Source organism: Streptomyces sp. NPDC090445, from assembly GCF_044769385.1.
GTDB lineage: Bacteria > Actinomycetota > Actinomycetes > Streptomycetales > Streptomycetaceae > Streptomyces.
Window position 1 is genome coordinate 65,667 of the sequence record NZ_JBIVXV010000018.1, and the last position, 17,732, is coordinate 83,398.

Consider the following 17,732-nt stretch of genomic DNA (forward strand, 5'->3'; position numbering starts at 1 on the left):
TCCACCCAAGGTTGTACGTACGATCCACGTAAGGTCTACACCACTTTGGCCTCTCTTCCACATTCGGAGCCGCCCCGGGGCCGGATTTGTATGGCAGCTCAACAATCCCCTCCAATGGACTAGACCTTTCCCGACCGAGCGAGCGAGACTGTCGACTGTGAAACCCGTGAAACACGTCATCGCCCTCGATGTGGGCGGCACCGGGATCAAGGCCGCCCTCATCGGCGAGGACGGCTCCCTGCTCCATGAAGCGCGCCGCGCCACCGGCCGCGACCGGGGCCCGGACGCCGTCGTCGAGACGATCCTGGACTTCGCCGCCGAGCTGCACGCGCTCGGCCGCGAGCGCTTCGGAACGGCCGCCTCCGCGGCCGGCGTCGCCGTGCCCGGCATCGTCGACGCCGAGGGCGGGACCGCTGTCTACGCGGCCAACCTCGGCTGGCGCGACGTGCCGATGCGCGCACTGCTGGGCAGCCGCCTCGGCGCCCTCCCCGTGGCCCTGGGCCACGACGTCCGCACGGGCGGACTCGCCGAGGGCCGGATCGGGGCCGGCCGGGGCGCCGACCGCTTCCTGTTCGTCCCCCTCGGCACCGGCATCGCCGGTGCCATCGGCATCGCCGGCCGCATCGAGGCCGGCGCCCACGGGTACGCCGGCGAGATCGGCCACGTCGTGGTCCGGCCCGGCGGCCTGCCCTGCGGGTGCGGGCAGCGCGGCTGCCTGGAGACCCTGGCCTCCGCCTCCGCCGTGAGCCGCGCCTGGGCGGCCGCCAGCGGCGCCCCGGACGCCGACGCCGCGGACTGCGCCAAGGCCGTCGCGTCCGGCGACGCGGCGGCCCGGGAGGTGTGGCTCACGGCCGTCGGCGCGCTCGCCGACGGCCTGGTCACGGCGATCACCCTGCTGGACCCGGGCACGCTGATCATCGGTGGCGGGCTCGCCGAGGCGGGGGAAACCTTGTTCACACCGCTCCGGGCGGCCGTGGAGGAGCGGGTGACGTTCCAGCGGCTTCCCGACATCGTCCCGGCGGCCCTCGGGGACACCGCCGGATGCCTGGGCGCAGGGCTGCTCGCCTGGGACCTACTCGCCACGGAGGTACCCGCCTGATGGCCGGAAGCGCACACAGCACCGTTCTCTCCGGCGCCCGGGTGGTGCTGCCCACCGGCATCGTGGCAGGCGGGCGCGTCATCGTCGAGGGCGACCGGATCGCCGGCAGCGCCCACGAGAACGCGACCGTCACCGACCTGTCCGGGCACTGGCTCGTCCCCGGCTTCGTGGACCTGCACAACCACGGGGGCGGCGGCGCCTCCTTCACCTCCGGCACCGCCGAGGAGGTGCTGAAGGGCGTGCGGACGCACCGCGAGCACGGCACGACCACCCTGGTCGCCTCCACCGTCACCGGCGGCCTGGACGAACTGGCCCGCCGCGCCGGGCTGCTCGCCGAGCTGACCCAGCAGGGCGAGATCGCGGGCATCCACTTCGAGGGCCCGTTCATCAACCCCTGCCGCAAGGGCGCGCACAAGGAGGAGCTGCTGCGCGACCCCGACCCGGCCGAGGTCCGCAAGCTGGTCGACGCCGCGCACGGCGCCGCCCGCATGGTCACCCTCGCCACCGAGCTGCCGGGCGGGCTGGACTCCGTACGGCTGCTCGCCGAGCACGGGGTGATCGCCGCGATCGGGCACACCGACTCCACGTACGACCAGACCCGCCAGGCGATCGACGCGGGCGCCACCGTGGCCACCCACCTGTACAACGCGATGCCCGCCATGGAGCACCGGGCGCCGGGCCCGATCGCCGCGCTGCTGGAGGACGAGCGGGTCACCGTCGAGCTGATCAACGACGGCACCCATCTGCACCCGGCGATGCTCGAGCTGGCCTTCCACCACGCCGGGGCCCACCGCGTCGCCCTGATCACCGACGCGATGGACGCGGCCGGCTTCGGCGACGGGATCTACCACCTCGGGCCGCTGGAGGTGGAGGTGAAGCAGGGCGTGGCCCGGCTCGTCGAGGGCGGTTCGATCGCGGGCTCCACCCTCACCCTGGACACGGCGTTCAAGCGCTCGGTGACGCTGGACCGGCTGCCCGTCGAGTCCGTGGTCCAGGCGATCTCGGCCAATCCGGCCAAACTGCTCGGCCTGTACGACCGGGTGGGCTCGCTGGAGCCGGGCAAGTACGCCGACCTGGTCGTCCTCGACGCCTCGTTCGACCTGAAGGGCGTCATGCGGCGCGGCGAATGGATCGTCAACCCGCTCTAGCGGTGCGTGCGGTGCGGCGGTGAGCCGCCGATCGGGGGTACCCGGCGACGGAGGCGGGGGCGGACGGCCTGCAGGACTGGGCCGCCCGCCCCGTCTTTGACATGATCCCGGCACACACCGAGACCGGGACCCGAAAAACCATGATCCTGACCGTGACGCTCAACACCGCACTCGACGTCACCCACCGCGTACCGAGGCTGACTCCGCACACCACGCACCGGGTCACCACCGTGACCGAGCGGCCCGGAGGCAAGGGCCTCAACGTGGCCCGCGTGCTGGCCGCGCTGGGCCGACCGGTGACGGCGACCGGCTTCGCGGGCGGCCGCACGGGCGCGGTCGTACGCGAACTGCTCGCCGACTGCCCCGGTGTGACCGACGCTCTGGTCCCCTGCGCGGGCGCCACGCGCCGCACCCTGGCCGTGGTCGACGAGTCCTCGGGCGACACCACGCAGTTCAACGAGCCGGGCCCGCTGATCGGTTCCGGGGAGTGGGCGGAGTTCCTGGACCGGTACGAGGACCTGCTCGCCGGCGCCGAGGCGGTGGCCCTGTGCGGCAGCCTGCCGCCGGGCCTGCCGGTGGGCGCGTACGCCGTCCTCGTCCGCGCCGCCCGCGCGGCCGGTGTGCCGGTGCTCCTGGACACCAGCGGCGAGGCCCTGCGCCGCGGGATCGCCGCCCGGCCCGAGATGGTCAAGCCGAACGCCGTCGAACTCGCCGAACTCACCGGCTCCCGCGAGCCGGTGCAGGCCAGCCGCGACGCCCGGCGCCGGGGCGCGCACGCCGTGGTCACCTCGCTCGGCCCGGAGGGCCTGCTGGCCGCCACCGCCGAGGGCACCTGGCAGGCGGCCCCGCCGCGGGCCCTGGCCGGCAACCCGACCGGAGCAGGCGATTCCGCTGTGGCGGGCCTGCTGGCGGGCCTGGTCGAGGGCATGGACTGGCCGGGCCGCCTGGCCCGCGCGGTCGCCCTGTCCGCGGCCACCGTCCTCGCCCCGGCGGCGGGGGAGTTCGACCCCCGCACCTACGAGGAACTGCGCCGGACGGTCTCGGTCACCGGCCGCACCTGACGATCCCACCGATCCCGCCCGGCCGAGCCGGGTCAGCCAGCCGAGCCGGGTCAGCCGAAGTGCCGTCAGCATGCCTCGGCCGGAAAACACCGCTGGCCCCCTGCCGCGTATGCGGCGGGGGCCAGACTCATTGCGGTCGGCGCTGTCGGCGGATCAGCGCTTGACCCACCCCTGGCCCAGCGAGAGCTGGTCGAAGATCGCATCGCACTGGTTGCCGGCCTCGCACGAGATCTTCATCGTGTTGGTGCCCTTCTTGAGGTTGATGAACGCGTAGGTGCGCGTCCACCCCTTGTCCCAGGCGCCGGCTTCGGCCTTGGCGAAGTTCGCCAGGTTCAGGGACTGCGTCGGGTTCTGGCCGTTGACGGTCAGGGTCACCTTCGCGTCCTTGCCGGGCACCGAGTAGTTCACGAAGAGCGTGTAGTCGCCGCCGGTCGGGATGTCCGCGGTCCAGGTCAGCGCCGCGCCGCCCTGGTTGAAGTTGCCGACGTACTGGCCGCCGGCCCCCTTCCCGCCGGGCACCGCGTTCTGCAGCAGGGCGCCGCCGGTCAGGGCCATGCCCGCGCCCGCGGCGTCGCCCTTCGGCAGCGGCACTTCGGGGGAGGCCGCGGGGCTCGGGGCCTCCGAGCCGCCGGGGTTCTGCGGCTGCGGCTGCTGCTGGTTCTGCGTCTGGCCGCCCTTGTCGGCGGTGTTGTCCTTGCCCGCGTCCTTGTTGCCGAAGGCCAGGGCCGCGCCGATGCCGATCGCGACGGCAGCGACGACGGCGACGGCCGCGATGAGCATGCCGCGCCGGCTGGAGCTGCTGCTGCCTGCGCCGCGTCCGCCGCGCGCGGCGCGGCCGCCCGAACCGCCGTTCTGCGCCTGCATCGACGCCGTGTGGGGCTGCTGCTGGGGCACGCCGTAGCCGCCCGCCTGCAGCGCCTCCGGGGCCTGGTACTGGGCCTGGTAGCCGGGCTGCTGCTGGGGCGGAACCTGGCCGCGCTGGCCGCCGTACGTCCGCTCGCCGACCGTGCGCACCTGGTTGTACGACGTGCGGGGTACACCGCGCGCCGCTCCGGGCCCGGTTTCCGCAGCTGCCTGACCGTCCGCGTAGAGGTAGCCGAACGGATCGTCGTCCTCGGGCTTGTTCGCCCCGCTGTTCGGGCCGTTGTTCGCGGGCGTCGTCATCGCAGGTCACTCCTTTCCATCCCGGGGAGCCTACCCCGAACACGTGCGCCCCCGGGCGGCCGACGGCCTCAGCCGGCCCTGCGATGTGCTTTGGAACGAGACCGTTTCTCGATGTACATCCGCTGGTCGGCCGAGCGCAGCACCTCGTCCGCCGACATGCCGCAGCTGGCCCAGCCGATGCCGAAACTGGCGCCGACCCGCACGGCGCGGCCGTCCACCCGGATCGGCGGGATGATCGCGTTGCGCAGCCGGACGGCGAGGTCGGCGGCGTCGGCGGCGCCCAGTCCGTCGGCGAGGACGACGAATTCGTCACCACCCAGCCGGGCGACGGTGTCACCGTCGCGTACGCCCGTCGTCAGCCTGCGGGCGACCTCGATCAGCACCGCGTCGCCGGTGTGGTGCCCGAACCGATCGTTGATCGACTTGAACCCGTCGAGGTCGCAGAAGAGCACCGCGAGCCCCTTCGTCCCGTCGTCCACCTCGGAGGCGGGCGCGACCGCGTGGACGTGGTGGTCGTACGGGTCCACCCCGCCGGAGAGGTCGAAGGGCTCGGGGAAGGCGTCGTACCGGAAGCCGGGGTCGCCCGGGTCGCCGGAGCCCGCCGGGCCGCCCGGGACGGCCGCGGCGACGGCCGCGGTGTCGGCGCCCCGGCCCTCGTACGCGGCGTCGAGCGCCTCCACGGCGGCGGAGCGCACGGACTGCTGCGGCATGCGGCACAGCCGGGCCGAGAGCCGGGCGCGGAGTTCGGCGCTGTTGGGCAGGCCGGTGAGGGAGTCGTGGCTGGCGCGGTGGGCGAGCTGGAGCTCGTGCCGCTTGCGCTCCTCGATGTCCTCGACGTGGGTGAGCAGGAACCGCGGACCGTCGGCGGCGTCGGCGACGACGGAGTTGCGCAGCGAGACCCACACGTAGGTGCCGTCGCGCCGCCCGAGGCGCAGTTCGGCGCGGCCGCCCTCGGCGGAGGTGCGCAGCAGGGTCCCGATGTCCTCGGGGTGGACCAGGTCGGAGAAGGAGTACCGGCGCAGGACGGAGGCGGGGCGGCCCAGCAGCCGGCACAGGGCGTCGTTGGTGCGCAGCAGCCGGCCGTGCTGGTCCCCGCCCATCTCGGCGATGGCCATGCCGCTGGGCGCGTACTCGAAGGCCTGCCGGAAGGATTCCTCGCTGGCGCGCAGGGCCTGCTGCTCGCGTTCGAGGCGGACCAGGGCGCGCTGCATGTTCGCGCGGAGCCGGGCGTTGCTGATCGCGATGGCTGCCTGGGAGGCGTACATCTGGAGCGCCTCGCGCCCCCATGCGCCGGGGCGGCGCCCGTTGCGCGGCCGGTCCACGGAGATGACGCCGAGGAGTTCCCCGCCGGACGCGTACATGGGCGCGTAGAGCCGGTCCTCGGGGTGCCACTCGTCCTCGAAGCGGGGGTCGGGGCCGTCGGTGTGCCACTGGGGCACGTCGTCCTCCAGCAGGACCCAGCCCTCGGTGTGCGGGATGAAGCGCAGGCCGTCCCAGTTCTCGCCCATGGTCAGGCGGCGCTCCCAGGAGGTGCGGGAGCCGACGCGGCCGGTGATCAGGGCTTCCGCGGCGGGGTCGCCGGCGAAGGCGGCGACGACGAGGTCGCCGTCAGGGCGTACGAGGTTGACACAGGCGAGTTCGTAGCCGAGGCCGGTGACGATGCCGTCCACGACGGTCTGCAGGGTGTCGGCCAGACTCCTGGCCGTGTTGAGCTCGGCCACCACCCGGTGCAGCTGCCGCAGGGTCGCAAGACGGACGTACGGCTCTGACTCGGTCTCCATTGCTCGCTCTCCCCGAGACCTCGACAGCAACTCCAGTTTTGTCATCGGCGTTTCGTTGCGGTGTCCCGTCCACTGAATCACAGTGAGCTGTGCGGCAGGTACACAGGGTCAACAAATCTTGCCCTCTGTGACTTAAGTCACATCAGATGAATTAAGGCGCCGGCTGACGGCTTCTGCGCCCTGGGGCGCTCCCCCGTCTTTCCGGCGGCTCACGATACGCGTGAGGCCTAGGCCAAGGGTCCGGGACACGGCTCGGCCTCGGGCCCGATGTGCGCCGGGGGAGGGCGAGACTAGCGTTCCCGGCGTGCCGAAAACGACCTCTGTACCCGTACCGACCACCGCGAGCCTTCATCCTGAAGGTGTGAGCCACGACGAGTTCCGCGCCGCCCTGTCCCGACTGGCGGCGGGCGTCTGCCTGGTCACCGCACACGAGCCACCGCTGACCGAGGACGGCCCGCGCGGCGAGGACGTCGGGATGACGGCCACCGCCTTCCTGTCGGTGTCCCTCGACCCGCCGCTGGTCCTCATCAGCCTGCGGGAGGGGTCGCGGATGGACGACCTGCTGGCCGAGCAGCCGCTGTGGGCGGTCTCGCTGCTGGCCGACCACCAGGTGCAGATCGCGAGCCGCTTCTCGATGAAGGGCCGCATCAGCGACCGCCTGCTCTTCGCCGACCTGCCGTACGTACGCGGCGAGGTCTCCGGGGCCCCGCTGCCCGCGGGGACGCTGGCCACGCTGGAGTGCCGCACCGAGGAGCGCGTCCCGGCGGGCGACCACACCCTGGTCATCGGCCGCGTGCTCGCCGCGTCGCTGCCGGCCCCCGACGCCGCGCCGCTCGCATACTTCCGCGGCCGCTACCGCAGGCTGGCGCCGTAGCGCGGGGGCGCCGCCGGCCGTGGGCTCGCCTGCCTGCCGGCTGCGGGTCCGGTCGGCGGGCGCTACCAGTCGCGGGCCGAGCGGCCGCGCTTGGTCTCGCCGCGGGCCTTCTTCTCCCGCAGCCGCCGCTCGTTGATCCCCCGCGGGATCTTCGTCGCGCGGCGCGGCTTCGGCGGCGGGGCCGTCGCCTCCGCGAGCAGCGACGCCAGCCTGACCAGCGCCATCTCCCGGTTGCGCAGCTGCGAGCGGTGCTCGGAGGCCCGTACCGCCAGCACCCCGCCCACCAGGCGCGGGGCCAGGCGCTCCAGCGCCCGCTCCTTCCACACCTCGGGCAGCGCCTTCGTCGCCGCGAGGTCGAACAGCAGCTCCACCCGGGAGTCCGAGGTGTTCACGTGCTGGCCACCCGGCCCGGAGGAACGCGAGAACCGCCACGAGAGCTCCGCCTCGGGAAGCACGACGGAGCCGCGGATGACATAGGGACCAGGCATGGCCCCATGATCCCGCCCCGCTTACGCCCCCGTCACCCGTATTTCCGTACCGTCGGAAGGGAAAGCCACAGGAGAAAGGCCCTGCGGGCCCCGCGGGGGAAATCCAAGCGGAAATCGGCAGGCTGGAACCTGCGAGGCCCCTCCCCGCGTTATGAAGGTCAGCGGTACCTTGACCGCACATCTCGCGGTCAGCGACGAAGGAAGGGACACCAGTCACAATGGCAGTAAGCCTGTCCAAGGGCGGCAACGTCTCGCTCACGAAGGAGGCCCCGGGCCTCAGCGCCGTCACGGTCGGCCTCGGCTGGGACACGCGGACGACGACCGGTGTCGACTTCGACCTGGACGCCTCCGCCATTGCGGTGAACGCGATGGGCAAGGTCGTCTCGGACGGCCACTTCGTCTTCTTCAACAACAAGTCCACCCCGGACCAGACCATCGTGCACACCGGCGACAACCGCACCGGCGAGGGCGCGGGCGACGACGAGGCCATCAAGGTCAACCTGGCCGGCCTCCCGGCCGACGTCGACAAGATCGTCTTCCCGGTCTCGATCTACGACGCCGACACCCGCCAGCAGAACTTCGGCCAGGTCCGCAACGCGTACATCCGCGTCGTGAACCAGACCGGCGGCGCCGAGATCGCCCGCTACGACCTCTCCGAGGACGCGGCCACCGAGACCGCCATGGTCTTCGGCGAGCTCTACCGCAACGGCGCCGAGTGGAAGTTCCGCGCGGTCGGCCAGGGCTACGCCTCGGGCCTGGTCGGCATCGCCCAGGACTTCGGCGTCAACGTCTGAGCCACCCCGGCCCGAAGCCCCCTCCCGGCCGTCCGGGCAGGGGGCTTCGCCACACCCCGGTCAGCGGATGGGTTTTCTGCCGTACAGCCAGGCGTCCCAGACCTTCGACAGGTCCATGCCGGTCTTCTGCTCCGCGTAGGCGGTGAAGTCGGCCGTGCTCGCGTTGCCGTGCCGGTGGTCGGCGGCCCAGCCGCGCAGCAGCGCGGAGAACCTCTCGTCGCCGGCCTCCTGCCGGATCCGGTGCAGCACCATCGCGCCCCGGTAGTACACCGGGCCCGCGGAGATCTCCTCCGGGCCGGGCGGGGAAGCCGGCGGGAACGCGTCCCAGTCGGTGCCCGCACCCTCGTCGACGGAGGTGTCGCCGGCCAGGAAGGCGTCGAAGCGGCGCTCGGCGGACGGCCCGCCGTGCTCCTCGTCCCACAGCCATTCCGCGTACGTCGCGAAGCCCTCGTTGAGCCACATGTCCTTCCAGGACTTCGGCGACACCGAGTTCCCGAACCACTGGTGCGCCAGCTCGTGCAGGACCAGGTCCTCGTCGGCCGGGGCACCGGAGAAGACCGGCCGGGTCTGCGTCTCCAGCGCGTACGCGAGGGTCTCGGACGGCGCGACGATCGCACCCGCGGCCGCGAACGGGTACGGGCCGAACCGCGCGGCACCCCACTCCACCATCTCCGGCAGCCGCGCCAGCGCGGGCCCGCCGCCCTCCGGCTCCCCGGGGGCCACCGCCGTGTACAGCGGCACCCCGGACGGGGTCTGCCCGGTCGCCACCTTGAACTTCCCGACCGCCGCCGTGACCAGGTAGCTCGCGACCGGCTCCGCGCTGTGCCAGGCGAACGCGGTCCGCCCGTCGCCGGTGTCGGTGCGCGAGCGCAGCAGCCCGTTGGACACCGCCTCGTAGCCCTTGGGGACGGTGAGGGTGATGTCGTACGCGGCCTTGTCGCTGGGGTGGTGGTTGCCGGGGAACCAGGTCATCGACCCGACCGGCTCACCGACCGCGAACGCCCCGTCCTCGACGGGGATCCAGCCCTCTTCGGAGCCGTCCGGATCGGAGAGGGCCTTGGGCTCGCCGCTGTACTCGACCTCCGTGCGGAAGACCTCCCCGGTCCGCAGGTCCTCGGCCGGGCGCACGGTCAGCTCGCTGCCGGTGCGGTTGAAGCGGGCCCCGGCGCCCTGCACCGTGACGCCCTCGACCTTCAGGCCGCTGAGGTCGAGGTTGAACGAGCTGAGCCCCTGCTCGGCCCGGGCCGTGATGACCGCCTTGCCGTGCAGCACCCCGTCCTCGGGGTCGTACGCCAGGTCCAGCCGGTAGTGGTCGACCTGGTAGCCGCCGTTGCCCGCCTTCGGGAAGTACGGGTCGCGCAGGCCCGACGCGCCCGGCCGCCCCTGCACCGTGCTGCCCGTGCACGCCGTGGTGAGGGCGAGGAGGGCGGCGACGGCAGGGACGGCGAGGCGGGTCATACGGGAGAGGCGGGAGAGGCGGGAGCGATCGGCGGGGCGGGGGACGGCGCGGGTTTCCACGCAGTCGATCCTATGGGGCATCTTGTCGCACTACGGTCTGATACGACCGGTGACGCGGGCCCGCCCACCCCCGTCCGACTACTGCTCCAGGGCCTCGACACCGGCCTTGGCGAACTTCTCGTCCAGGTCGCCGCTGGGGGCGCCGGCCACGCCGATGCCCGCCACCGGCGCGCCGCCCGCCTGGACCGGGACGCCGCCGCCGAGGAACAGGGTGCCCGGGATGTCCTTCAGGTTCGGGGCCTGCGCGAGGCGGCCCACGAGCACCGAGGTCGGCGCGTTCCAGGACACCGCGGTGAAGGCCTTGCGCTCAGCCGACTCGTAGGACTGCGGGCCCGCGCCGTCGCCGCGCAGGGTGACGATGGTGTTGCCGTTGCGGTCCACGACCGCGACCGTCACCTTCTGGTTCTCCTTGCGGGCGGCCTCCAGCGCACCCTGGGCGGCGCGGGTGGCGGCGTCGACGGTCAGGTGGGTCGAGGTGGTGAAGTTCTTCGCGCCCACCTCCTTCTTCGCGGCCGCGGCGGCCGGCGCGGCCTGCACCTCGGCCTGCGCGGCGTTCGCGCTGACCGCGCCGAAGGTGCCGGCGCCGAGCGCGACGGCGAGGGCGGTACCGGTGAGAACGCGGGTGCGGGTCTTCATGCTGCTGCTCCTTGGACGTCGGGCTGGGCGCCGGTGGCCGTCGGCCGAATGCCGTGCACCGGATCGTTCGCCGGCCCGTTTCCAGCGGCCCGGCGTCGTGCTTCCAGCCTGCGGCCGGAACCCCCGCCCACCCGTCCCCGTACCGGCTCGCGACGGCTGCCGCACCGGTTGACCCCGGGGTCGTCCGATCGGTTGATGCGCACCGGCCGCGGATACGGCTTGGCTGGTCAGCGCCATCCCCCGCGACCGGGCACGATGGAGCCGAACAGCCGATCCGCACCGGGAGCCCGCCGTGAGCCACCTCAGCCGAGCGCCGTCGCTCAAGGAGGACAAGGGGGACAGGGGAGGCAGGGGGAACAGGGCGGACAGGGCGGACACGGACACCCGGATGCTCGCGGCGGTCATGCACACGGCGTTCTTCCTGCTCCTGGCCGCCTCCGTCGCCCGCTACCTGCTCCGCCACCCCGGCTCGCCCGACACCCCCTGGATCATCGCCCTCGGCACCGCGCTCGCCCTGCTGTACGTCCTCGGCCCGGCCCTCGGCGCCGCCCCCACCGCACGCCGGCTGGCCTGGCTCGGGCTGGTCGTCGGCGTGTGGGTGGTGCTCGTCGTCCTCGCCCCCAGCTTCGCCTGGTGCGCCGTCCCCCTCTTCTACACGGCCCTGCGGACCCTGCCCCCGCGCGCCGCCATCGTCCTCGTCGCCCTGCTGACCGTGTTCGTCGTCGCCGCCCAGCTCAAGCTGTCCCGCGAGTTCGACCCGAACCTGCTGCTCGCCCCGCCGGCCATCGCCGCGCTGTCCACCGCCGTCTTCGTCCACATGGAACGCCAGGCCCAGGCACAGCGCGCGCTCATCGACGACCTCATCCGCACCCGGCGCGAACTGGCCGCCACCGAACGCCGCGAAGGCACCCTCGCCGAACGGCAGCGGCTCTCCATGGAAATCCACGACACCCTCGCCCAGCACCTGTCCAGCCAGCAGATGCTGCTCCAGGCCGCCGACCGGGTCTGGGACGACAGCCCGGCCACCGCCCGCGCACACGTCCGCACCGCCACGGGCATCGCCGCCCGCGGCCTCGCCGAGGCCCGCCGCCTGGTCCACGACCTCGCCCCGCCCGAACTCGCCGGCGGCGCCGGCCTCGCCGACGCCCTGCGCGCCCTCGACGCCGGACCGGACATCGAGGTCCGCTTCCACTTGGAGGGCGCCCCCGTACCGCTGCCCGACCGCGTCCAGTCGGCGCTGCTGCGCGTCGCCCAGGGCGCCCTGGCGAACGTACGGGAACACGCGCGCGCCCGGACCGCGGCCCTCACCCTCAGCTTCCTCGGCGACCAGGTCGTCCTGGACATCGCCGACGACGGCGAGGGCTTCGACGGGACCCGGCCGCCCCGCGCGAGCGGCGAGGAACGCGGCCACGGCCTCCCCGCGATGCGCGCCCGGGTCGACCAGCTCGGCGGCACGCTCACGATCGAATCCGCCGAGGGCGAGGGCACCGTCCTGTCCGCGGCCATCCCCCTGGAGCCGCAGCCATGACCACCGCCACGACGACGCTCCTGCTCTGCGACGACCACGCGGTGGTCCGCGCCGGCCTGCTGGCCCTGCTCGGCAGCGCCCCCGACATCGAGGTGATCGGCGAGGCGGGCAGCGGGGAGGAGGCCGTCGCCCTGGCCGCCCGGCTCCGGCCCGACGTGGTCCTGATGGACCTCCAGCTCGGCGAGGGCATCGACGGCGTCGAAGCCACCCGCCGGATCACCACCGCCTCCCCCCACCCGCCCCACGTCCTCGTCCTCACCACGTACGACACCGACGCCGACATCACCCGCGCCATCGGAGCGGGCGCCACCGGCTACCTCCTCAAGGCGGAGCGGCCCGAGGAGCTCTTCGCCGCGATCCACGCCGCCGCGGCCGGACGCACCACCCTGTCGCCGCCGGTCGCCAGCCGCGTGATGGCCCGCATGCGGGGCTCCCGGCCCACCCTGACCGACCGCGAACTCGACATCCTCGGCCAGCTCGCCCGCGGCCTCGGCAACCGGGAGATCGCCCGCGCCCTGTTCATCAGCGAGGCCACGGTCAAGACCCACCTGGGCCGCATCTACGACAAGCTCGGCGTCGACACGCGCGCGGGCGCCGTCTCGGTGGCCAAGGAACAGCGCCTCCTCCCGTAGCCCCGGGGGCAGGGGCCGGGGCGGCGCCGGCGGGGCGCGGCGGGCGTGGGACCATCGGGGGGTGCTCGACATCGGCTACTCCCTCTCCCGGCGCTTCCCCGACCCCCCGCAGACCGACTACCGGACTGCGGACGTCCACTCCCTGCGCCACGACCTGTTCTGCGGGGACGTCTACCTCGCCGACACCGAGTCGGACCGGGAAGTGTCCACAGCCTGGGGATGGGTGCCCGTCCTGGACTTCGCCTGGGCGCTCTGCGACATCGTCGAGCGGCTCGACCGGGACCCGCGCGGCAGCCGCTCCGCCGACCGGCAGTACGCCGAACTCGACTTCACCGAGTCCACCGACCGCATGCTCTTCGAGCGCCGCTTCGGCTGGGTCGACGTCGAGGCCGACTGGATGCCCGCGGAGGAGGCCCCGCTGACCTTCAGCCACAAGATGCTGCGCCGCGAGGCCCGCGACTTCCTGCACGACCTGATCGCGGACCTCATCGACATGCACGAGGGCCTCGCCGACAACCCGGCGATCTGGACCCTCCAGGCCCGCTTCCCCCGCGTCCCGGCCTGAACTGCGCCTCGTAAGGGGCGCGGGGAACTGCGCGATCAGCCACAGACGGCCCGCAGCCTGCGTACCGCACGTCCCGCGGAGCGCTTGGCCGCACACGGCCCGCGGCGTCATGGGCAGGGTCAGGGGACCACGCGCAGCCCCAGGTGCGCCGCCAGGGCCGGGGCCAGGGACAGGAGCTGGGCCGGCGTGACCGCCGCGCCGGCCAGGGCCTCCACACCGCGGGCGAAGTCCAGCTCGGCCGCGGCCCGCAGGTCCACGTCCGTCATCCGGGCCCCGGTGACGTCCGCCGCCCGCAGGACGCAGCCGCGGAACTCCACCCGCTCCAGCACCGCCCCGCCGAAGTCCGGCTCCACCAGTACGCATTCCTCGAAGACCACGTCCCGCAGCCGCGCCTGCCGCAGGTTCAAGTAGTCGATCTTGCCGCCGCGGAACTCGACCCGCTCCAGCACCGCCCCGTGCAGCGCCGTCCCGCCCAGCCGGGCATCGACCAGCTCCACGTCCCGGAGCGAGGCCCCGGCCAGGTCCGTGCCGACCCCCCGGACCTGCTCCAGCAGCGAGTCGAGGATCCGCGCCTTGGCCAGGCCCGCCCCGTCCAGCACGCAGCGCCGCACCGCGCAGTCCATGAACCGCGCCCCGACGCCCTCCTGGCCGGACAGGTCCCGGTCGGCGAACTCCAGTCCGTCGTAGTCCCCGTCGGGCTCCAGCCCGCCGCCCTGCCAGGGGATCAGCTCCGGCGGCAGCCCCGCCTGCGGCCGCCGCGCCGCCTTCACCGCCTGCGCCCTGCCCGACCCCTGCTGCCCGTTCCGCGCCATACCCCCATCCTGCCCCGCGGCACCGACAACCCGGCCGTCCGGGCGTCGGGGCGCGTCAGGGCGTGCCGAGGCTCCGCAGCGCTTCGTCGGTCAGCCGGTACACCGTCCACTCGTCCTGCGGCCGCGCGCCCAGCGCTTCGTAGAAGGCGATCGTCGGCTCGTTCCACTTCAGCACCGACCACTCCAGCCGCTCGTACCCGCGCTCCACGCAGATCCGCGCCAGCCCGGCCAGCAGCGCCTTCCCGTACCCGCCGCCGCGGGCGCCGGGGCGCACGTACAGGTCCTCCAGGTAGACGCCGTGCACCCCGCGCCACGTCGAGAAGTTCAGGAACCAGATCGCGAACCCGACCGGCTCGCCGTCCGGCGTCTGCGCGAGGTGCGCGAACGCCGCCGGCCGCTCCCCGAACAGCGCCTCCCGCAGCTGCTCCTCGGTGGCCCGCGCCTCGTGCGGCACCCTCTCGTACTCCGCGAGCTCGCGGATCATGGCATGGATGACCGGGACGTCCCCGGCGACAGCGCTACGGATCATGCCCGCAGCCTAAGCCCGCCCCAACACCAGCTCGGCGACGAGCAGTTGCTCCCCGTCCAGGTCCGGTACGCCGCCCCGCGCGTCCTCCACGTCCCACAGGCAGTTCTGCAGCACCCGCCCCAGCACCCAGGCCCGCGCCCGCTCCCGGTCCAGCCCGAGGGCCTCCGTCAGCAGGTCGAACCGCCACTGCACCTGGTCCGCCGCGAAGTTGTTCCGGATCGCCGGCATCAGCTCGAATCCCGGATCACCCGCGAGCGGCTTCGGATCGATCGCCAGCCACGCCTCCCGGCCGCCCGCCAGCACGTTGTCGTAGTGCAGGTCCCAGTGCAGCAGCCGGTCCCCGGGCTCCCCCGCCACCTCCGCCAGCGCCGCCGCGCAGTCCGCCACCAGCCCCCGCGCCCGCGCGTCCGGGATCCCCGCCAGCGCCCGCGGCGCCCGCTCCAGCAGCCGGGCCGCCACCGGGCCGAGCCCCCGCACCCCGGCCGGCGCCGGAACCGCCGTCAGCCGCGCCAGCAACTCCCCCACCACACGCACCGCCTGCCGCGGATCCCGCTCCGCGAGCCCCGACAGCGGCCGCCGCTCGTCGAGCCGCTCCAGCAGCAGCGTCCCCGTCCCCGGATCGTGCTCCAGCAGCCGTACGGAGCCCCGCCCGTCCCACGCGCGCAGCGCGAGCGGCTCCCCCGCGCTCTCCTCGTCGGGCAGCAGCAGCTTCAGCGCCGCCGCCGTCCCGTCCGCCCGCTGCACGGGCACCACCAGCGCGGTCATCCCGTGCATCACAGGACCCGCCGGCCGCAGCGCCCACTCCTGGAGGAACCGCTCCGTGCGCGCCGGCAGCCCCGCGAGGAACTCCCGCCCCGCCTCCCCGTTGAACAGGAGCTGCGCCTCGACGAGCCCCTCCGGAATCTCCACCACTCCCCGACCGTAGCCCGCCCCGCCCCGCCCCCGCGAGGCCGACGCCGCTGAACCCGACCGGACGCGCAAAAGGCCCCGGAGCAAACTCCGGAGCCTTTCACCTCTGCACGAATTCCATGGCCCGAACTACCTCTGACCTGGAACGGAGCCCCCTGTCGGATTCGAACCGACGACCTACGCTTTACAAGAGCGGTGCTCTGGCCAGCTGAGCTAAGGAGGCCTGTGGCGCTGCGCGCACGCCAATCGCCTTCACTTTACACAGCCGACAGGCCCGCTCGCGAAGGGCTATTCCGGCCCGTGCCGACGCGCCGCCCCACCGGGAAGAGGCCCGGGCCGCCCGCCGGCGCGTCGTACGTCACCCCCGGACGGGTACTGACAGAACGCCCCCCGCCGGGTAGCGTCGGGCGGAAGTCCACTGCGGTGGGCCGACCACCACTTCCTTCCACTCGGATCGTCCGGCACGTTCCTGCCGGTAGAAGGGATGCATCCCCATGGCTTCTGTCACCTTCGACGCGGCTACCCGCCTCTACCCCGGCGCCGACAAGCCCGCCGTCGACGCGCTCGACCTGCAGATCGAGGACGGCGAGTTCCTCGTCCTCGTGGGCCCCTCCGGCTGCGGCAAGTCCACCTCGCTGCGCATGCTCGCCGGCCTGGAGGACGTCAACGGCGGCGCCATCCGCATCGGCGACCGCGACGTCACCCACCTGCCGCCGAAGGACCGGGACATCGCAATGGTGTTCCAGAACTACGCGCTCTACCCGCACATGACCGTCGCCGACAACATGGGCTTCGCCCTGAAGATCGCCGGCGAGGACAAGGCGACCATCCGCCGCAAGGTCGAGGACGCGGCGAAGATGCTCGACCTCACCCCGTACCTGGACCGCAAGCCCAAGGCCCTCTCCGGCGGCCAGCGGCAGCGCGTCGCCATGGGCCGCGCCATCGTGCGCAAGCCGCAGGTCTTCCTGATGGACGAGCCGCTGTCGAACCTCGACGCCAAGCTCCGCGTCTCCACCCGTACGCAGATCGCGGCGCTCCAGCGCGACCTCGGCATCACCACCGTCTACGTCACCCACGACCAGGTCGAGGCCATGACGATGGGCGACCGGGTGGCGGTCCTGAAGGACGGCCTCCTCCAGCAGGTCGACACCCCGCGCAACATGTACGACCGCCCGGCGAACCTGTTCGTCGCCGGCTTCATCGGCTCGCCCGCCATGAACCTGGTGGAGGTCCCGATCACCGACGGCGGCGTGAAGTTCGGCGACAGCGTCGTGCCCGTCTCGCGCGAGGCGATCGCCGCCGCCGCGGACGCGGGCGACCGCACCGTCACCGTCGGCGTGCGCCCCGAGCACTTCGACATCGGCACCGAGGGCGGCCTGACCATCACGGTCAACGTCGTCGAGGAGCTCGGCGCCGACGGCTACGTCTACGGCCGCACCTCCAAGGCCGACGGCGGCCAGGACATCGTCGTGCGCGTCGGCGGCCGCCAGGTGCCCGAGAAGGGCTCCAGCCTGCACGTCGTGCCGCGCCCCGACGAGATCCACGTCTTCTCGACGTCCTCCGGCGAGCGCCTCTCCGGCTGACGCCGTCCGCACCGGAGGGGCGCTCCCACCCGCGGGAGCGCCCCTCCGGCATGCGGGGCGGCTTTCGCCGCGTCCGTCAACCGGCTATTCGAAAACCCACGTCGAACCATCCCCCGACCGGGTGACTAACTGTCTCCAAACTTTCACCGAGCGCTACTCTCGCCCTCGTGACCCACACTGCCCGCCGTATCGGCCGATCCCTCGCCCTGGTCCTGCCCGTCGTCCTGGTCCTGTCCGGGACCCTCGCGGTCACGATGGTCCCGTGGGCGGACAACTCGTCGTCCCGGATCCTGACCGCCTCCGCCGAGGACGTCTCCGTCCCCGCGAAGCCGCACGCCCCGCAGGACCTGCTGCGCGACAAGCTCATCTCCGAGCTCCAGCAGGGCGAGATGCCGGGCGACGTCCTGACGCACCTGCAGCAGGAGGTGGACAAGCGGCCTTCGCTCGCCGGCCACTGCGTGGGCATCGCGCGGGCCCTGGGGCGGGCCGCCGTCGAGGCGTACGGCCCGACGAAGGCCCAGTCCTTCGCGCGTCCCGTCTGCGACACCGCGTACGCGTCCGGCGTCGCCTCCATGGGCTGACCCCGGGCCGGTCTCCTGGCCGACTCCCGA

The 17,732-nt window shown here is 73.4% G+C and carries 18 protein-coding genes and 1 tRNA gene; 10 read left to right on the plus strand and 9 right to left on the minus strand.

Annotation, left to right across the window (positions count from 1 at the left end; translation table 11 throughout):
* Window positions 1-166 precede the first annotated feature (166 nt).
* From ACIQUT_RS27725 to ACIQUT_RS27735, 3 genes are all read left to right on the plus strand, one after another.
* Entirely contained in the window at window positions 167-1,099 is a 933-nt protein-coding gene (locus ACIQUT_RS27725; protein ID WP_403566753.1) for an ROK family protein, read from the plus strand.
* Complete coding sequence (nagA, locus tag ACIQUT_RS27730; protein WP_403566604.1) at window positions 1,099-2,247, plus strand: N-acetylglucosamine-6-phosphate deacetylase; 1,149 nt, start codon at window positions 1,099-1,101, stop codon at window positions 2,245-2,247. Before ACIQUT_RS27725 ends, nagA begins: the two co-directional genes overlap by 1 nt.
* A 140-nt stretch (window positions 2,248-2,387) precedes the next feature.
* Window positions 2,388-3,308, plus strand: a complete 921-nt coding sequence (locus tag ACIQUT_RS27735; protein ID WP_403566606.1) for a 1-phosphofructokinase family hexose kinase — start codon at window positions 2,388-2,390, stop codon at window positions 3,306-3,308.
* A gap of 153 nt (window positions 3,309-3,461) precedes the next feature.
* Here the strand turns inward: ACIQUT_RS27735 and ACIQUT_RS27740 are convergent, their stop codons facing one another.
* Window positions 3,462-4,472: a CBM35 domain-containing protein gene (locus tag ACIQUT_RS27740; protein ID WP_403566608.1), complete on the minus strand. Its 1,011-nt coding sequence runs from the start codon at window positions 4,470-4,472 to the stop codon at window positions 3,462-3,464.
* Window positions 4,473-4,540: 68 nt separating this feature from the next.
* On the minus strand, window positions 4,541-6,253 hold the full coding sequence (gene cdgB / locus ACIQUT_RS27745) for a diguanylate cyclase CdgB (RefSeq protein WP_403566609.1): 1,713 nt from the start codon (window positions 6,251-6,253) through the stop codon (window positions 4,541-4,543).
* A 304-nt stretch (window positions 6,254-6,557) separates the two neighbouring features.
* On the opposite strand from cdgB, the gene ACIQUT_RS27750 reads away from it, so the two are divergent.
* A complete protein-coding gene (locus tag ACIQUT_RS27750) occupies window positions 6,558-7,127 on the plus strand; it encodes a flavin reductase family protein (protein ID WP_403566611.1) in 570 nt (189 codons plus the stop codon).
* 62 nt (window positions 7,128-7,189) lie between these two features.
* Here the strand turns inward: ACIQUT_RS27750 and arfB are convergent, their stop codons facing one another.
* Window positions 7,190-7,615 carry an alternative ribosome rescue aminoacyl-tRNA hydrolase ArfB gene (arfB, locus tag ACIQUT_RS27755; protein WP_403566612.1) on the minus strand — a complete coding sequence of 142 codons (426 nt, stop codon included), beginning with the start codon at window positions 7,613-7,615 and terminating at the stop codon, window positions 7,190-7,192.
* A gap of 218 nt (window positions 7,616-7,833) precedes the next feature.
* On the opposite strand from arfB, the gene ACIQUT_RS27760 reads away from it, so the two are divergent.
* Entirely contained in the window at window positions 7,834-8,409 is a 576-nt protein-coding gene (locus ACIQUT_RS27760; protein WP_403566613.1) for a TerD family protein, read from the plus strand.
* A gap of 60 nt (window positions 8,410-8,469) precedes the next feature.
* On the opposite strand, the gene ACIQUT_RS27765 is transcribed toward ACIQUT_RS27760, so the two are convergent.
* Both ACIQUT_RS27765 and ACIQUT_RS27770 read right to left on the minus strand, forming a co-directional pair.
* On the minus strand, window positions 8,470-9,867 hold the full coding sequence (locus ACIQUT_RS27765; RefSeq protein WP_403566755.1) for a M1 family metallopeptidase: 1,398 nt from the start codon (window positions 9,865-9,867) through the stop codon (window positions 8,470-8,472).
* A 138-nt stretch (window positions 9,868-10,005) separates the two neighbouring features.
* Window positions 10,006-10,563: a heme-binding protein gene (locus tag ACIQUT_RS27770; protein WP_403566614.1), complete on the minus strand. Its 558-nt coding sequence runs from the start codon at window positions 10,561-10,563 to the stop codon at window positions 10,006-10,008.
* Between the two features lie 292 nt (window positions 10,564-10,855).
* Here ACIQUT_RS27770 and ACIQUT_RS27775 point away from each other — a divergent pair, with 292 nt between their 5' ends.
* The 3 genes from ACIQUT_RS27775 (at window position 10,856) to ACIQUT_RS27785 (ending at window position 13,288) form a co-directional block, all read left to right on the plus strand.
* Window positions 10,856-12,091 carry a sensor histidine kinase gene (locus ACIQUT_RS27775; protein WP_403566615.1) on the plus strand — a complete coding sequence of 412 codons (1,236 nt, stop codon included), beginning with the start codon at window positions 10,856-10,858 and terminating at the stop codon, window positions 12,089-12,091.
* Window positions 12,088-12,723 (plus strand): response regulator, encoded by a 636-nt coding sequence (locus tag ACIQUT_RS27780; protein WP_403566617.1) that lies wholly within the window; start codon window positions 12,088-12,090, stop codon window positions 12,721-12,723. Before ACIQUT_RS27775 ends, ACIQUT_RS27780 begins: the two co-directional genes overlap by 4 nt.
* Before the next feature lie 61 nt (window positions 12,724-12,784).
* Entirely contained in the window at window positions 12,785-13,288 is a 504-nt protein-coding gene (locus ACIQUT_RS27785) for a hypothetical protein (RefSeq protein ID WP_403566618.1), read from the plus strand.
* Window positions 13,289-13,407: 119 nt separating this feature from the next.
* Here the strand turns inward: ACIQUT_RS27785 and ACIQUT_RS27790 are convergent, their stop codons facing one another.
* From ACIQUT_RS27790 to ACIQUT_RS27805, 4 genes are all read right to left on the minus strand, one after another.
* Window positions 13,408-14,100 (minus strand): pentapeptide repeat-containing protein, encoded by a 693-nt coding sequence (locus ACIQUT_RS27790; protein WP_403566619.1) that lies wholly within the window; start codon window positions 14,098-14,100, stop codon window positions 13,408-13,410.
* A gap of 55 nt (window positions 14,101-14,155) precedes the next feature.
* Complete coding sequence (locus ACIQUT_RS27795) at window positions 14,156-14,629, minus strand: GNAT family N-acetyltransferase (protein ID WP_403566621.1); 474 nt, start codon at window positions 14,627-14,629, stop codon at window positions 14,156-14,158.
* Between the two features lie 9 nt (window positions 14,630-14,638).
* Window positions 14,639-15,541, minus strand: coding sequence for an aminoglycoside phosphotransferase family protein (locus ACIQUT_RS27800; protein WP_403566623.1), 903 nt, complete (start codon window positions 15,539-15,541; stop codon window positions 14,639-14,641).
* A 146-nt stretch (window positions 15,542-15,687) separates the two neighbouring features.
* Window positions 15,688-15,761, minus strand: a tRNA-Thr gene (locus ACIQUT_RS27805).
* Between the two features lie 271 nt (window positions 15,762-16,032).
* On the opposite strand from ACIQUT_RS27805, the gene ACIQUT_RS27810 reads away from it, so the two are divergent.
* Both ACIQUT_RS27810 and ACIQUT_RS27815 read left to right on the plus strand, forming a co-directional pair.
* Window positions 16,033-17,121, plus strand: a complete 1,089-nt coding sequence (locus tag ACIQUT_RS27810) for an ABC transporter ATP-binding protein (protein WP_403566625.1) — start codon at window positions 16,033-16,035, stop codon at window positions 17,119-17,121.
* Between the two features lie 167 nt (window positions 17,122-17,288).
* Window positions 17,289-17,702, plus strand: coding sequence for a hypothetical protein (locus ACIQUT_RS27815; RefSeq protein WP_403566627.1), 414 nt, complete (start codon window positions 17,289-17,291; stop codon window positions 17,700-17,702).
* The last annotated feature ends 30 nt before the right edge of the window (window positions 17,703-17,732 follow it).

What these genes read in the sequence shown, in the direction of transcription:
- nagA (WP_403566604.1), top strand. Translation starts at nt 1,099, where the DNA reads ATGGCCGGAAGCGCACACAGCACCGTTCTCTCCGGCGCCCGGGTGGTG.
- ACIQUT_RS27735 (WP_403566606.1), top strand. Translation starts at nt 2,388, where the DNA reads ATGATCCTGACCGTGACGCTCAACACCGCACTCGACGTCACCCACCGC.
- ACIQUT_RS27740 (WP_403566608.1), bottom strand. Translation starts at nt 4,472, where the DNA reads ATGACGACGCCCGCGAACAACGGCCCGAACAGCGGGGCGAACAAGCCC.
- cdgB (WP_403566609.1), bottom strand. Translation starts at nt 6,253, where the DNA reads ATGGAGACCGAGTCAGAGCCGTACGTCCGTCTTGCGACCCTGCGGCAG.
- arfB (WP_403566612.1), bottom strand. Translation starts at nt 7,615, where the DNA reads ATGCCTGGTCCCTATGTCATCCGCGGCTCCGTCGTGCTTCCCGAGGCG.
- ACIQUT_RS27760 (WP_403566613.1), top strand. Translation starts at nt 7,834, where the DNA reads ATGGCAGTAAGCCTGTCCAAGGGCGGCAACGTCTCGCTCACGAAGGAG.
- ACIQUT_RS27765 (WP_403566755.1), bottom strand. Translation starts at nt 9,867, where the DNA reads ATGACCCGCCTCGCCGTCCCTGCCGTCGCCGCCCTCCTCGCCCTCACC.
- ACIQUT_RS27770 (WP_403566614.1), bottom strand. Translation starts at nt 10,563, where the DNA reads ATGAAGACCCGCACCCGCGTTCTCACCGGTACCGCCCTCGCCGTCGCG.
- ACIQUT_RS27780 (WP_403566617.1), top strand. Translation starts at nt 12,088, where the DNA reads ATGACCACCGCCACGACGACGCTCCTGCTCTGCGACGACCACGCGGTG.
- ACIQUT_RS27790 (WP_403566619.1), bottom strand. Translation starts at nt 14,100, where the DNA reads ATGGCGCGGAACGGGCAGCAGGGGTCGGGCAGGGCGCAGGCGGTGAAG.
- ACIQUT_RS27795 (WP_403566621.1), bottom strand. Translation starts at nt 14,629, where the DNA reads ATGATCCGTAGCGCTGTCGCCGGGGACGTCCCGGTCATCCATGCCATG.
- ACIQUT_RS27810 (WP_403566625.1), top strand. Translation starts at nt 16,033, where the DNA reads ATGGCTTCTGTCACCTTCGACGCGGCTACCCGCCTCTACCCCGGCGCC.